Source organism: Bacillus sp. BACIII, assembly GCF_057836745.1.
Window position 1 is genome coordinate 2,574,946 of sequence record NZ_CM174437.1, and the last position, 15,004, is coordinate 2,589,949.

The 15,004-nt window shown below is 48.5% G+C and carries 15 protein-coding genes; 7 read left to right on the forward strand and 8 right to left on the reverse strand.

Annotation, left to right across the window (positions count from 1 at the left end; all coding sequences use genetic code 11):
- Nucleotide 1 precedes the first annotated feature (1 nt).
- The 3 genes from ACXN9U_RS12560 to gabT form a co-directional block, all read right to left on the reverse strand.
- Complete coding sequence (locus ACXN9U_RS12560; protein WP_016937246.1) at nt 2-865, reverse strand: RhaT/GlcU family sugar-proton symporter; 864 nt, start codon at nt 863-865, stop codon at nt 2-4.
- Between the two features lie 155 nt (nt 866-1,020).
- The gene (gene gabD / locus ACXN9U_RS12565; protein WP_489202497.1) at nt 1,021-2,409 is read right to left on the reverse strand and encodes a succinate-semialdehyde dehydrogenase; all 1,389 of its coding nucleotides are present in this window, start codon (nt 2,407-2,409) and stop codon (nt 1,021-1,023) included.
- 105 nt (nt 2,410-2,514) lie between these two features.
- Entirely contained in the window at nt 2,515-3,822 is a 1,308-nt protein-coding gene (gene gabT / locus ACXN9U_RS12570) for a 4-aminobutyrate--2-oxoglutarate transaminase (RefSeq protein ID WP_060963599.1), read from the reverse strand.
- 110 nt (nt 3,823-3,932) lie between these two features.
- Here gabT and gabR point away from each other — a divergent pair, with 110 nt between their 5' ends.
- Nucleotides 3,933-5,342 (forward strand): MocR-like transcriptional regulator GabR, encoded by a 1,410-nt coding sequence (gene gabR / locus ACXN9U_RS12575; RefSeq protein ID WP_060963600.1) that lies wholly within the window; start codon nt 3,933-3,935, stop codon nt 5,340-5,342.
- A 25-nt stretch (nt 5,343-5,367) separates the two neighbouring features.
- Here gabR and ACXN9U_RS12580 read toward each other — a convergent pair whose 3' ends face one another.
- Nucleotides 5,368-5,682, reverse strand: a complete 315-nt coding sequence (locus tag ACXN9U_RS12580; RefSeq protein ID WP_003156322.1) for an ArsR/SmtB family transcription factor — start codon at nt 5,680-5,682, stop codon at nt 5,368-5,370.
- A gap of 141 nt (nt 5,683-5,823) precedes the next feature.
- On the opposite strand from ACXN9U_RS12580, the gene ACXN9U_RS12585 reads away from it, so the two are divergent.
- From ACXN9U_RS12585 to ACXN9U_RS12600, 4 genes are all read left to right on the forward strand, one after another.
- Nucleotides 5,824-6,111 carry a putative quinol monooxygenase gene (locus ACXN9U_RS12585; protein ID WP_099744412.1) on the forward strand — a complete coding sequence of 96 codons (288 nt, stop codon included), beginning with the start codon at nt 5,824-5,826 and terminating at the stop codon, nt 6,109-6,111.
- 16 nt (nt 6,112-6,127) lie between these two features.
- On the forward strand, nt 6,128-6,874 hold the full coding sequence (gene nfsA, locus ACXN9U_RS12590) for an oxygen-insensitive NADPH nitroreductase (protein ID WP_489201723.1): 747 nt from the start codon (nt 6,128-6,130) through the stop codon (nt 6,872-6,874).
- Nucleotides 6,875-7,035: 161 nt separating this feature from the next.
- On the forward strand, nt 7,036-7,911 hold the full coding sequence (locus tag ACXN9U_RS12595) for a TetR/AcrR family transcriptional regulator (protein ID WP_489201724.1): 876 nt from the start codon (nt 7,036-7,038) through the stop codon (nt 7,909-7,911).
- 17 nt (nt 7,912-7,928) lie between these two features.
- Entirely contained in the window at nt 7,929-9,353 is a 1,425-nt protein-coding gene (locus tag ACXN9U_RS12600) for an MDR family MFS transporter (RefSeq protein ID WP_489201725.1), read from the forward strand.
- Between the two features lie 41 nt (nt 9,354-9,394).
- Here ACXN9U_RS12600 and ACXN9U_RS12605 read toward each other — a convergent pair whose 3' ends face one another.
- The 4 genes from ACXN9U_RS12605 to ACXN9U_RS12620 are packed head-to-tail and all read right to left on the reverse strand — an operon-like array spanning nt 9,395 to nt 13,003.
- Nucleotides 9,395-10,339 (reverse strand): siderophore ABC transporter substrate-binding protein, encoded by a 945-nt coding sequence (locus ACXN9U_RS12605; RefSeq protein WP_489201726.1) that lies wholly within the window; start codon nt 10,337-10,339, stop codon nt 9,395-9,397.
- Between the two features lie 21 nt (nt 10,340-10,360).
- Nucleotides 10,361-11,119 carry an iron ABC transporter ATP-binding protein gene (locus ACXN9U_RS12610; RefSeq protein WP_489201727.1) on the reverse strand — a complete coding sequence of 253 codons (759 nt, stop codon included), beginning with the start codon at nt 11,117-11,119 and terminating at the stop codon, nt 10,361-10,363.
- On the reverse strand, nt 11,113-12,060 hold the full coding sequence (locus tag ACXN9U_RS12615) for an iron chelate uptake ABC transporter family permease subunit (RefSeq protein ID WP_489201728.1): 948 nt from the start codon (nt 12,058-12,060) through the stop codon (nt 11,113-11,115). Before ACXN9U_RS12615 ends, ACXN9U_RS12610 begins: the two co-directional genes overlap by 7 nt.
- Nucleotides 12,050-13,003 carry an ABC transporter permease gene (locus tag ACXN9U_RS12620; RefSeq protein WP_060963606.1) on the reverse strand — a complete coding sequence of 318 codons (954 nt, stop codon included), beginning with the start codon at nt 13,001-13,003 and terminating at the stop codon, nt 12,050-12,052. Before ACXN9U_RS12620 ends, ACXN9U_RS12615 begins: the two co-directional genes overlap by 11 nt.
- Before the next feature lie 415 nt (nt 13,004-13,418).
- On the opposite strand from ACXN9U_RS12620, the gene ACXN9U_RS12625 reads away from it, so the two are divergent.
- Together ACXN9U_RS12625 and ACXN9U_RS12630 are read left to right on the forward strand one after the other, a co-directional pair.
- Nucleotides 13,419-14,783 (forward strand): aspartate kinase, encoded by a 1,365-nt coding sequence (locus ACXN9U_RS12625; RefSeq protein WP_489201729.1) that lies wholly within the window; start codon nt 13,419-13,421, stop codon nt 14,781-14,783.
- Nucleotides 14,784-14,878: 95 nt separating this feature from the next.
- Entirely contained in the window at nt 14,879-14,977 is a 99-nt protein-coding gene (locus ACXN9U_RS12630) for a YjcZ family sporulation protein (protein WP_016937260.1), read from the forward strand.
- The last annotated feature ends 27 nt before the right edge of the window (nt 14,978-15,004 follow it).

Below are 15,004 nucleotides of genomic sequence, written 5' to 3' on the forward strand. Positions count from 1 at the left end.
GTTATGAATTTGATTTTGCAATGCCTAAGAATATTGCGGCTACGATGATCAGGATAATCCCGATGGCAATGGCGACCAGCTGGCGCTTCGTTTTGCTCTCACGAAGGATGAAGATTCCGCCGAGCGTGCTGATGACGATCCCCATTTGAGACAGGGAAAAACTTGTCGCAACACCAACGCGCGGCTGTGAGATGAACAGAAACATATTCCCGAGCGCCCAGATGATTCCCGGCAGAATGTTCTTGAGGGCGTACTTATTAAACGGTTTATGCTTGTACGTCAGGAGCAGCCCGCCGATAACCATCCCGATCGCCTGCGGCAGAAGCGCTGACCAGCCGGATACGCCGAACAGCCGGGCCACGACGACATAGACCAAATAACCGAGCGTAGAGATCAGCAGGATGACAATGCCTTTTTTTAAATTTCCCGGTTCTCCGTCCGCCCGCCCTTTTTTATCTTCTAAAGATGTGAGCACTATACCGACGATGATTAAAATAAGGGCGAGAATACCCAGCGTAATCGCGATGGGGGTTGACCATTCTTTGAATACGATCACCCCGAACAAAGAAGTCGAGACGAGCTGCATTCCCGTTGATATCGGCATCGTTTTTGAAACGCCCATCAGCTGGATGCTTTTTAGCTGATTGCTTTGGCCGAGCGACCAAAACAGCCCCGATATGATGCCGACAATAAAAATGCGCCCTGACAGCACCGGATGGACAAACAGATACAGCACAAACGAAACGATGAGCGCCCCGATTGTGGTACCCAGCGTCTGGCTGTAAGGCCCGCCGCCTAATTTGACGTTAAATAACACGATGCTCCCCCAAAACAAAGCCGGGAGAAGAGCCAGTAATATATCCATGATGGCGACCTTCTTTCAATCGTATTTGCTGTTATTTTGTCTGGAATTGAACCGATTATTCTCAAATCACAACAAAAAAGCCTGCCGGCGATTTTACCGGCAGGCTGCCCATTAAAAAAAGCCCCGCTCAGAAGCAGGGGCTCTTTTTTTGGCTATTAAAGTCCGATTGACATGTATTTGGTTTCCAGATACGGCTCAATGCCTTCCGTACCGCCTTCACGGCCGATGCCGCTTTCTTTCATTCCGCCGAACGGCGCTTGAACCGCGGACGGACCGCCGTCATTCCAGCCGATGATGCCGTATTCAAGCTGTTCTGAAATATAGATGCCGCGGCGGTAGTTTTCTGTAAAGAAATAAGCCGCAAGCCCGAACGGCGTATCGTTCGCAAGCTTGATCGCTTCATCGATATCTGAGAACGTAATGATCGGCGCAACCGGGCCGAATGTTTCTTCATGCATGATGTTCATGGATGTATCTACGTTTGACAGCACGGTCGGCGTCACGAAATAGCATCCTTTTTCATCGTTTTGGTCATATGTTCCGCCTGTCAGCACTTCTGCGCCTTTTTCCACGGCGTCATTAATTTGAGCGACGATTTTATCGAACCCTTTTTTGTTGATGACAGGACCGACGTTTACGCCTTTTTCAAGACCGTTTCCGACTTTGAGTTTCGCAGCTTCTTCACTCAGCTTTTTCGCAAACTCGTCTTTCACGGATTCGTGTACGATCAGCCGGTTCGCACAGACGCAGGTTTGGCCGGCATTTCTGAATTTAGAGGCCATTGTTTGGGCTACCGCCAGATCAAGATCAGCGTCTTCATCTACGATCAGCGGCGCATGTCCGCCAAGCTCCATTGACATATGTTTTACGGTGTCGGCGCTGTTTTTCATCAGGATTTTGCCGACAGGCGTTGAGCCGGTAAAGGTAATTTTGCGGATTTTCGGGCTGCTGGTAAAAACGTTTCCGATTTCGGCTCCGTCACCGATCACCACTTGCAGCACGTCCTTCGGAATTCCCGCTTTATACGCGAGACGCGCAAGGGCGTAAGCGGAAAGCGGCGTATCCTCCGCGGGTTTGATGATGAACGTACAGCCTGCGGCCAAAGCGGGCGCGGCTTTTCTTGTAATCATCGCATTCGGGAAATTCCACGGCGTGATCGCGGCTACCGGGCCGACCGCCTGGCGGGTGACGACGATCCGTTTGCCCGTTGTCGGCGCAGGGACGGTTCTGCCGTAAATCCGTTTTGCTTCCTCGGCAAACCATTCAATATAGCCGGCGCCGTATAAAACTTCTCCGACCGCTTCTTCGTACGGTTTACCATTTTCCTTCGTAATTAATTCCGCAAGTTCTTCTTTATTTTCAACAATCAGCTCATACCATTTTCTCAAAAGTGAGGCACGTTCTCCCGCTGATGTTTTGGACCATGATTGAAACGCTTGATGTGAACGTTCAATCGCTTTTTCAACTTCTTCGGCCGTCTGCTGGGCGATGCTTTCGATCGCCTCTCCCGTTGCCGGGTTGTACACTGTTAATTGTTCTGGCATATTGAACATTCCTTTCTCTCCTATAGTAAAGCCATTGAATGCTTGTTGATATATCTCACACTTTCATGATAGCAGACCCATCCGCCGGCATACCAATAATTGAACTCACAGAGCTGCTTCGATAATGGAAAGGCCTTTTTTGAGCTGTTCATCCGTCACGACAAGCGGCGTCAGAAATCGGATAATGTTGCCGTTAATCCCCGCCGTCAGCAGCAGCAGTCCGTTCTCATTCGCCGTTTTAGCGATCGCCGCGGCTTTTGCTTTGTCCGGTTCCCGCGTGTCCGGATCTTTGACAATTTCGATGGCCGCCATCGCGCCGAGTCTGCGCACTTCTCCGATACACGCATGCTCTTTTTTCCATTCAAGCGCTTGATGCTCAATGATGCGGCCGATCTCTTCAGAACGCTGATTAAGTCCTTCTTCTTCAATAATATCCAGGACGGCAAGCGCAGCCGCACAGCCGAGAGGGCTTCCCGCATATGTGCCTCCAAGTTCCCCCGGCGCAGCGGCATCAAGCATTTCCGCCCGGCCGATGACGCCGCTCAGCGGCAATCCGGCCGCAAGTGATTTGGACACGGTGATCAAATCAGGGACGGCCCCGAAATGCTCGATTGCAAAATACGTTCCCGTTCTCGCAAATCCGGTCTGAATCTCATCTGCCACGAAAACGATGCCGTGCTTTTTACAAAAAGCGGCGACATGCTGCACGAAACGTTTTGAAGGAATGATGAAACCGCCTTCTCCCTGAACCGGTTCCATAACGACACAAGCGACCGTTTCCGGCGCAACTGCAGCGATAAAGAAATCATCAAAAGCACTGATGATAAAGTCGTCATACTGCTCGTCAGTCATGCCGGCCGGCTTTTGATAATAGTAAGGAAACGGCGCCTGATACACTTCCGGGGCAAACGGGCCGAATCCGTATTTATAAGGTTTCACCTTGCTCGTCATGCTCATCGTCATGTTCGTGCGGCCGTGGAACCCTCTTGTAAATGACACGACAGCCTGGCGGTTCGTATATTTTCTGGCGATTTTCACGGCGTTTTCCACCGCTTCCGCTCCGGAGTTGAGAAGAATCGCTTTTTTCGCATGATCTCCCGGCGCAAGGGCGCAAAGTTTTTCGGCAAGTTCAATATAAGACGGATACATCATGACGTTAAATCCCGGGTGAATCAGATCCTCCGCCTGTTTCTTCACCGCCTCCACCACTTTCGGATGGGAATGGCCGACATTCAGCGTTCCGATCGCTCCGGCAAAATCAATGAATCGTCTGCCGTCCAAATCGTATAAAAGCGCCCCTTCCCCTTTTACCGCCATGCCGCGGTTTCCGTTGCCGACCCCTTTGGAAACGAATTGATCCCGTTTTTGCTGCCACTGGGCAGTTGTCACTTCCGTTGATGCTGTTTGACTCATAGATTTCATCCCCTTGCGTTATTTTTCTTATCATTCTGACTTCTTTTTGGTATGATGAAAAGTACCAAAATCAATTTATCTATGGTACCAGAAAGGGGGTCATGGTCTTTATGCTGACAATTTCCATTGATCATTCGGAAACGGCGGATTATATATACCAGCAGATCTATCAGCACATAAAAGCGGCCGTTTTGAAGCGAAGCCTGATGCCTCACACAAAGGTGCCGTCTAAACGGGAGCTTGCCGAGACGCTGAAGGTCAGCGTGAATTCAGTGAATTCGGCTTATCAGCAGCTGCTTTCGGAAGGTTATTTATATGCAGTCGAAAGAAAAGGTTTTTTCGTTGAGGAAATTGATACGGTTTATCATGAAAAAACGCCTTCGCTCTTATTGCCTGAAGATTTAAAAAAGCGGGAGACGGATAAAAGCGGCTGGATTTCATTTTCGCATATGAGCGTGGATACGGCGCATTTCCCCCTGAAAAGCTGGTTCCGCTGTGAGCATAAAGCAGCCGCCCGTTCGTTTCATACACTCGGAGAACTCGTCCATCCGCAAGGCTTATACGAAGTCCGTGAAACAATTTCGAGGCTTATTTCCCTGACAAGGGGCGTTACATGCCGACCGGAACAAATCGTGCTCGGGGCGGGCACGCAAATGCTGATGCAGCTGCTGACGGAACTGCTGCCAAAAGACGCGCTGTACGCGATGGAGAACCCGGGATATATGAGGATGTACCGGCTGCTGCAAAACCTCGGGAAAAAGACGGCCACGATCAGCCTCGATGAAAAAGGCATGTCCATAGCCGAAATCGAAAAGCGCCGGCCCAGTGTATTGATCACCACGCCGTCCCATCAATTTCCCTCAGGGGTAATCATGCCGGCTTCCCGGCGGATTCAGCTTTTAAACTGGGCCGCCGAACAGAGCGGCCGCTTCATCATTGAAGATGATTATGACAGTGAATTTAAATATGACGCCGATACGATCCCTGCGCTTCAAAGCCTTGACCGGTTTCAAAATGTCATCTACATGGGGACCTTTTCAAAATCCCTTTTCCCCGGCCTGCGCATCAGCTACATGGTTCTGCCGCCCGGGCTTTTGCGGACGTTTAAAGAGAGAACGTATGACCTTAATACGTGCAGCACGCTTGCCCAGCTGGCGCTTAAAGAATTTATCGATTCAGGTGAATATCAGAAACATATAAAAAAGATGAAGCAGCATTATAAGAACATGCGGGAACGCCTTATTTCGGCTTTGGACGAAACCTTCGGGGAAAGAATCCATGTAAAGGGCGCCAATGCCGGGCTTCATTTTGTCACGGAGTTTGACTGCGCCCGTTCAGAAAAAGAAATGTTGGCGCGGGCGGATGCAGAACAGCTCGATCTGTTTGCGATGAGCCGGTTCCGTCTGAAAATGGGAGGCGATTCATATAAGCCGCAGCTCATTCTCGGCTTCGCCCGCCTGAAGGAGAGCGATATTCAGGAAGGCGTCACAAGGCTTTACCGGACGGTTTTCGGCGCATAAAAAAACCCCGGAATTCGGGGACTATTTACCAGCGGTCCGGCTCTGTCTGCAAAATCGCCTCCAGCAGGCCGGGAAACGCCGCTTGTAAATCATCTTTGCGCAGGGAATAATAACGGTGCTTCCCGTCTATGCGCACTTGGGCGATCCCCGCTTCCCGGAGCACTTTAAAGTGATGGGACAGCGTTGATTTGGCGACCCGGACATCCGCACATGTGCCGCACGTTTTTTCAGTTGTTTCCGCCAATTGTTTGACCAGCTCTAAGCGGAGCGGATCACTCAGAGCATGAAGAACCTTTGTCAGCTGTAAGCGGTCGGTTTCAGGATGATTTGGAATGTTCATGAGTCAAATGTAACACATAAAAGCGGCGGGTGACAATTTAGGCGGTGTGGGTTTTTTCTTTACCATTCACTGCGAAACATGTTACAGTTAGTTCGATAATATTCGAACTATAACAAATAAACCCAATCAGGAGGAATAACAATGATCGTCTTACAGGCTTACATGAAAGTAAAAGCGGATAAACGCGAGGAATTTTTAGGAGAAGCGCAATCACTTGTTCAGCATTCACGTGCGGAAGAAGGAAATGTGCAATACGATCTTTTCGAAAAAATCGGTGAAGAAAATACGTTCGTCATGCTTGAACAATGGAAAGATGAAGAAGCGATGAAATTCCACAACGCCACTGACCATTTCCAAGGATTCGTGGCAAAAGCAAAAGAAGTGCTGAGTGCGCCGCTTGACGTCGTCCGCACAGAGCTGTCAGAGTAACGAAAGGATGAATAACATGAACGAAGTCCTTCAATCATTAACAGACCACCGTTCTATCCGCAGCTACACAGATGAGCCCGTATCAGATGAACAGCTGGACCTTATCATTCAAGCCGCTCAGGCAGCGCCGACTTCCATTAACGGCCAGCAATTTACCGTTATTGCGGTGAAAGATAAGGAACGGAAGAAAAAAATATCCGAATTGGCGGGCGGCCAGCCGTGGATTGACCAAGCGCCGGTTTTCCTTTTATTCTGCGCTGATTTTAACCGCGCCAAAATTGCGCTTGAAGAATACAATGATACGCCGCTTGAGATCACGAACGGTTTAGAGTCCGTTCTTGTCGGCGCCGTAGACGTCGGGATTGCGCTCGGTACGGCAACAGCCGCGGCTGAATCAATGGGACTCGGCACTGTGCCGATCGGAGCCGTGCGCGGCAAGCCGGATGAGCTCATTGAAATGCTGAAACTCCCGAAATACGTTTTCCCGGTTTCCGGTCTCGTCATCGGCCATCCGGCAGACCGCTCCGCGAAAAAACCGCGTCTGCCGCAAGCAGCCGTTCTGCATCATGAAACGTATCAAGAGGAAGATTTAAGAACACATATCGAAGCCTATGACAAGCAGATGTCCGAATACATGAAAAACCGCACAGGCGGACAGGAAACAAGAAACTGGTCACAAGGCATCACCTCCTACTATAAGCAGCTTTATTATCCGCACATTCGTGAAATGCTTGAAAAACAAGGGTTTAAAACGGATAAATAAGCGCATCAGCCTGCCGGAAACGCTCCGGCAGGTTTTTTCTTTTTCTCAAACAAAAGCGTTGACACTGCGCAAAAATTTTTGTTAATATTTTCATCATATACTCATTGGTTTTCTGTGAACCAATGGGTTTTCTATTGTGACGAAAGAAGGAATCTGGGCTTATGAATGATAAGAAAACGGATATTCTGCTGGCGGCAAGAAAGCTTTTTTCGGGGAGAAGCTTTTCGTCGGTATCGATGCAGGCGATTGCTGAGGAGTGCAAAGTCTCCAAAGCATCTTTATATAAGCTGTTTGAATCGAAGGAAGACCTGCTTCTGGAGCTGCTCGATTTTAACCAGAAACAGATGGTAGCGGCCGCTACACTATTGAATGAAGAAACAAGCCTGTCTCCTGAGGAACGGTTTGCCAAAAAACTGATGGCTGAGCTTGAAGGCTTCAGGCGCAATCAGCAGTTTTTTAATATGCTGATGTACGGAAGCCCTTCCTCTATTAATGACCGGGTAAAGCGGCATATTCACAGGGCCCGTTCCACTTTTATCTGCTGGCATCGCGATTCACTGATTCAGACGTACGGCGAAGACATCATTCCTTATGTATGGGAGCTGGTGATTGTCCTGCAGGGGCTCCTGAGAGAATGCATCACGCTGATTAAGCTGGAAAAAGAACCGCTCGACCTGGAGCCTCTTACGGAGTTTATCATCCGCCATCTCAATCTCATCGTCGAAAACAGGAAAACCGAAACCGCTTTGCCGCAGGAGATGATTGACCTTTATATCGCCTCCGCTTCCTCATTTGAGCCGAAAGATAAAACCGTATTGCTGGCTGAAAGCCTGAAGGAGCTGAAAGAAGCCGTCTCAGCCCTTCCTGAGGAGAAATATGATGCTGCGGGTCTCACTTCCGCGGCGGCCATGCTGGAGAAAGAATCAGCGGACAAACAGCCGCGGGATTTTCTCATAAAAGCGCTCATCGGTTATTTGGAACAGGCCGGACCGCTGCACCAGCCGCTTGCAGCCGTTAAAACATTGCTCAAACTATAAAGAAAGAAGGAATCAGCTTGAATAAGAGTATTGAAACTGCACCATACAACCGCTCTGTCATTGTCGGGATTCTTTTGGCGGGAGCGTTCGTCGCCATTTTGAACCAGACGCTGCTTATTACGGCGCTGCCGCACATTATGAATGACTTCAATATAGACGCCAACAAAGCGCAATGGCTGACAACATCGTTTATGCTGACGAACGGGATTTTAATCCCGATTACCGCGTTTTTAATAGAGAAATTTACGAGCCGCACCCTCTTGATTTCCGCCATGAGTATTTTCACGGCCGGAACCATTGTCGGTGCATTCGCTCCGAACTTTCCGGTATTGTTAACGGCCCGGATTATCCAAGCGGCCGGCGCCGGAATTATGCTGCCGCTCATGCAGACGGTATTTCTCACGATTTTCCCGATTGAAAAGCGCGGCCGCGCAATGGGTATGGTCGGCTTGGTGATCTCGTTCGCGCCGGCAATCGGCCCGACGCTTTCCGGATGGGCGGTCGAAGCATTCTCTTGGCGCTCTTTGTTTTATATTATCTTCCCGATCGCAGTCATCGATTTGCTTTTAGCGATTATTCTGATGAAAAACGTCACGACATTACGAGAAACACAGATTGATATTTTATCCGTGATCTTATCGACCCTCGGATTCGGCGGTCTGCTTTACGGCTTCTCAAGCGCCGGTTCATCAGGGTGGACCAGTACTGAAGTGCTGACCTCGCTGCTTGTCGGAGCGGTCGCGCTGATTTTCTTTATCGCAAGACAGATGAAGCTCAAAAAACCGATGCTGGAATTCCGCGTGTTTTCCTTCGGGATCTTCAGCCTGACCACCCTGCTCGGCACACTTGTTTTCGCGCTGCTGATCGGAACGGAAACCATTCTCCCGCTCTACACGCAGAAGGTCCGGGGCGTATCCGCGTTTGATACCGGATTAATGCTTTTGCCGGGCGCGGTTGTGATGGGGATGATGTCTCCGTTTATCGGCCGGATTTTTGACAAAATCGGCGGAAAGGGCCTTGCGATGACCGGATTCTTTATCATCCTGCTCACGTCCCTGCCGTTTATGAATCTGACGGACTCGACTTCTCTCATTTGGATTGTCGTCGTTTATACCGCGCGGCTTTTGGGAACAGCCATGATTATGATGCCGGTGACGACAGCGGGAATCAACGCCCTGCCGCGCCACTTAATTCCGCACGGCACAGCCATGAACAATACCGTCCGCCAAATCGGCGGTTCTATCGGTACGGCGCTGCTAGTTTCCGTGATGAGCAGCCAGGCGGCGCACGCAAATGCGACAACTCCGGCAAACGCCGCCCTGCACGGCATGAATGCGGCATTTGTCGTGGCCGCCTGCATCGCGCTGGCCGGCTTCCTGCTATCTTTCACTTTGAAGAAAAAACCGCGTCAGCCTGAGCAGCAGCAGGCCGTCACGCGTTAAACCAAAAAGAACCCGATCACGTATGTGACCGGGTTCTTTTTTTACTTCTCGATTCCGTCTTTTACTTCTTTCACCATTTGCGCCATGGATTCCAGGCCGCCTCCTGATAAATACCATGTAGCTGAGTCAAGGTAGACAACATGGTTGTTTTTCACGGCTTTCACCGATTTCACATAATCATTTTCAACCACTTGTTTTGTTGAAGATTTTGTGCCGATCGCTGTTCCGCGGTCAACGACAAACATGTAATCAGGGTTTGTTTTGGCGATATATTCATAGGAAATGCTTTGTCCGTGCAATGAGGCTTCGATGTTTTTGTCAGCCGGTTTAACGCCGAACACATCATGAATGAAGCCGTATCTTGATTTAGAGCCGAACGCGCTGATTTTGCCGTCGTTCGCCATCACCACTAAACCGTTTTTATCCGTGCTGCTTGTCTTTTTCTTCAGATCGGCAATGGACTTGTCAATTTTCGCAAGCTTATCTTTCACTTCATTTTCTTTGTTAAAGATTTTGCCGATCACTTCGGTGTTGTGTTTGAATCTGTCAACGTAGTTTGTATAGTCATCATCAAGATAAATCGTCGGCGCGATTTTTGAGAACTCTTTATAAGAATCAGATTGTCTGTGGGCGATAATGATTAAATCCGGATCAATATCCGCGACTTTTTCAAAATCCGGTTCTTTTAAACCGCCTGTGTTGGCGTATTTATCACTATTATATGAAGATAAGTATTTTGGAAGGTTTTGTTTCGGAACTCCCGCCACATGGTCCTGTAAACCGAGTTCATCCATCGTGTCCAGCATTCCGAAGTTGAATACGACGACTTTTTTCGGGTTCTTCGGCACTTTGACTCCTTCTTTGTTCATGTCGTCCTTAATCGTGATCATTTCTTTTGATTTGCCGGATGTTTTGTCCCCGTTTCCGCATGCAGAAACAACAAAAATCGTAACTAGCGCAATGAATAGCAATGCGAATTTTTTCATGACTCTCACCTCATCTGGTTTTTAAGAAAAATACACACCGATCCGCTGACTGTCAATCTCTTGAATCGGAATGGTCATATCATAAATGTCTTCAAGCACGGAAGTGTCAATAATCTCCTCCGCCGGCCCTTCTTTGACAATCCGGCCGTTTTTCAGAGCAACGATATGGTCTGAGTAGACGGAAGCGAAGTTGATATCGTGAATCACTACGACGACCGTTTTTCCGAAGTCTTCCACAAGCCGCTTCAACAGCTTCATCATTTCAACGGAATGCTTCATATCTAAATTGTTCAGCGGCTCATCGAGAAAAATATAATCCGTATCCTGAGCGATAATCATCGCGATAAATGCCCTCTGGCACTGTCCTCCGCTGAGCTGATCGAGATATTTATCCTTTAAGTCGTCAAGCTTCATATAATTGAGGGCCTGGTTGATGTGCACCCAATCCTCATCCGTCAGCTTCCCCTGGGAATACGGAAATCGGCCGAAGCTGACCAGGTCTTTAATCGTCAGCCTGATATTGATTTGGTTATTCTGCTTCAGGATGCTGATTTTTTTCGCCAGATCATTGCTTTTGCAGGAACCGATCTCTTGCCCGTCAACCGTGATTTCTCCGGAATCCGTCTTAATCAGCCGGCTCATGATAGACAGCAGCGTGCTTTTTCCCGCGCCGTTCGGACCGATAAACGAGGTAAGCCTGCCCTTTTGAATGGAAAGAGACGTTTTCTCAAGGACAACTTTCCCGCCGTATTGTTTGCTTACATTTTTGACCTCTACCATGATTTATTCTCCTTTAACAGCAGATAGATAAAATAAATCCCGCCGGCAAAATTAATGATGACGCTCAGCGTCGTGGAAAACGTAAACACTTTTTCCACGACGAACTGGCCTCCGACAAGCGCGATGATGCTGATCAGAACAGACCCCGCGATTAAATACGTGTGCCTGAAGGTTTTTAAAAACTCTCTCGCCAGATTGACGACAAGCAGTCCTAAAAACATAATCGGCCCGACAAGAGCCGTAGAGACAGACACAAGAACAGCGACGACAATGAGCATCTGTTTCACAAGCTTATCGTAATCAATCCCAAGGTTGACGGCGTGTTCCCTGCCGAGCGACAGCACGTCAAAAAACCGCGTGAACCGCCAGACATAAATGCCTGTCAGAAGAAAGACGGCACCGGCAAATCCTAAAAGATCGGTGTTAATATTGTTAAAGCTGGCAAACATTTTGTCCTGAACAACCTGAAACTCATTCGGATCAATCAGCATCTGCATAAAGGATGACAGACTGTTGAACAGCGTACCGAACACGACGCCGACAAGCAGAAGGAAAAACACGTTCCGCCCCTCGCCTTTAAACATGAGCTGATACAAAACGAGTGACAAAAGCACCATCAGCCCGACGGAGATGACGAAATTAAGGTTTTTGTTCATCATGACGATATTCATTGAACCGAACAGAAATACGATGACGGTCTGAATGAGCATATACAGGGAATCGAGGCCTAGAATGCCCGGTGTCAGTATGCGGTTATTTGTAATCGTCTGGAAGATGATCGTTGAAAATGCGATCGCTCCCCCGGTGAGCATCATGGCAAGCACTTTGAAGCACCGTCTCGGCAGGGAGTATTCCCAGTTGCCCAGTCCGTAGAACAAAAAGAATCCGATACATATCATGGCGAGCGCCGCCAGCAGCGTAATTTTTTTATTATGACTCATATGCTTTTCTCCTTAACAGCATATACAGGAAGATGCCGCTGCCGATCACACCGACCATCAGGCCGATGGAAATTTCGTAAGGGAAGATGATCACCCTTCCCAAAATGTCGCAAAACAGCACAAAAACAGCGCCCAAGAGAGCTGTGTGGGGCAGACTGCTCCTCAGGTTGTCCCCTTTGTAGATCGACACGATATTGGGAATGATCAAACCGAGAAACGGCAGCATCCCGACGGTCAGAATCACAAGTGAAGCGATAAGCGACACGATAATCAGACCGATATTGACGACGCGTTTGTATTTCAGGCCGAGATTGACGGAAAAGCTCTCTCCCATTCCCGCCACCGTAAATTTATCCGCATAGACATAAGCGATGATCAAAAGCGGGATACTCAGATATAAAAGCTCGTACCGGCCTTTGACGACCAATGAGAAATCCCCCTGCAGCCAGGACGACAGATTTTGGATCAGATCGTATTTATACGCGATAAACGTGGCGACTGAACTGACGATATTCCCAAGCATTAAACCGACGAGAGGAATAAAAATCGCATCATTAAACTTGATTCTCTCGAGGATTTTCATGAACAGGAAATTTCCCGCCAACGCGAAAATAAAAGCGATAGACATTTTTACAAGCGGACTCGCTGACGTAAAAAGCATTAATGAAATCAAAATCCCGAGCCTTGCCCAGTCCATCGTTCCCGCAGTCGTCGGCGATACAAATTTATTCCGGCTGATCTGCTGCATGATTAATCCGCAGATGCTCAGGCTCATGCCGGCAATAATAATGCTCACCAAACGCGGCAGCCGGCTGTCAAATAATGTACTTGCCTGTTCTTTATTTAAATGAAAAATATCCAGCGGCGACAAGTCTTCTACACCGATAAAAATAGAAGTACACGCCAATACCGCCAGTAGCAAAAGTAAGTAACGTAGCTTCATGCTGCCTCCCCGCACCCATCACAAACGGTATGACTCATTGCCAAACAACTCCCATATATCCCCACTCGTAATGATTATCATTATCAACGACAATTATAATCTTATCATCTTTCCAAGCGCAGTCAATACGGTTTTGCTTTTTAAAAGCGGTCATCCGCGGGCCGTACACTAAATTCTTTTACAATCAGTCTATCAAGAATTTGCAGGATTTACTATAACCTTCATTTGGCTGCTTATCATTTTTTGCACAGGATGACACACTTTAAGGAAGCAAATCTGACAAACAGCGATGAAATTCCTCTCTGTGAATACAAATGTGCTTTCCACGTAGAAAAAACCCTTGATTTACCTCTTTGAAAGAGAGATAATAAAAATTAAATTTGTGAGAAAATTTAAATATTAGGGGATGTAAATCATGAAAGTTGTAAAATTCGGAGGCAGCTCCCTTGCGTCAGGAGCCCAGCTTGAGAAAGTGTTTCAAATCGTGACGGCCGATCCCGCGCGGAAAGCCGTCGTCGTATCGGCGCCGGGAAAACGCTTCTCGGACGATACAAAGGTGACGGATCTGTTAATCCGGTGTGCGGAGCATTATTTGCAAAAAGGAGCGGCTCCCGAGCTTGCCGAAGCGGTCATTGAGCGGTACGCCGCCATCGCACGCGAGCTGGATCTCGATCCCTCTATTATAGAAAGAATCCGCCGTGACTTATTCGCTCTCTTAAACAGCAGCAAAGCCAATCCCGATCAGTATATGGATGCGGTGAAAGCGAGCGGCGAAGACAATAACGCGAAGCTGATCGCGGCCTACTTCCGCAGGCAGGGCGTGAAAGCCGAATACGTAAGCCCGAAAGAAGCGGGGCTGTTTGTAACGAATGAACCCGGCAGCGCGCAGGTGCTCCCTGAGTCTTATGATCATTTGTACCGTCTGAGAAACCGTGAAGGCTTGATCATTTTTCCTGGTTTTTTCGGCTATACGAAGGAGCATGAGGTTGTGACGTTTTCCCGAAGCGGTTCAGATATTACCGGCTCCATTCTCGCCAACGGCTTAAAGGCCGATCTGTACGAAAACTTTACCGATGTGGACGCCGTCTATTCCGTCAACCCGTCGATCGTGCAGCACCCGAAAGAAATTAACGAACTGACGTATCGGGAAATGCGTGAGCTCTCCTATGCCGGGTTTTCCGTTTTTCATGATGAAGCGCTGATTCCCGCTTTTCGGGCCGGCATCCCCGTTCAGATTAAAAACACGAATAACCCTGATGCGAAAGGAACGCGCGTCGTCAGCAGCCGTGACAATACGAACGGGCCTGTCATCGGCATCGCAAGCGACACGGGCTTTTGCAGCATCTACATAAGCAAATATTTAATGAACCGGGAAATCGGCTTCGGCCGCAAAGCCCTTCACATTTTGGAGGAAGAAGGATTGACGTATGAGCACGTTCCATCTGGGATTGACGATATCACAATCATCCTTCGGCACAATCAGATGGACTTAGAGCTGGAAGAGAAGCTCGTCACCCGTCTGAAGCAGGAACTTCAAGCAGATGAAGTCACCGTCAGGCACAATCTGGCGCTGATTATGGTAGTGGGCGAAGCGATGCGCCATAATGTCGGCACAACCGCCAGGGCATCCAAAGCGCTGTCGGGAGCCGGCGTCAACATCGAGATGATCAATCAGGGATCATCGGAAGTCAGCATGATGTTCGGGGTGAAAGAAGAACAGGAAAAACACGCGGTGCGGGCGCTGTATGACGAATTTTTCGCCGGGGTCCTACTCTCATAGGGCACAGCCTCTTTTTTCTCTTGTCCACTACTATCCCTTACAAAACAGCTTCTGAAACATATTGTATGGTATAGACAATATGGAGGTGAAGCATAATGGGATACTCTGGAGAAGGAATTAGCTCTTTCGCTTTGATCGTTGTTTTATTTATCCTGTTAGTCATTGTAGGTACTGCCTTTGTTGGCGGTTTCTAAGCATCACTCCGTCTATATGAGGACGCT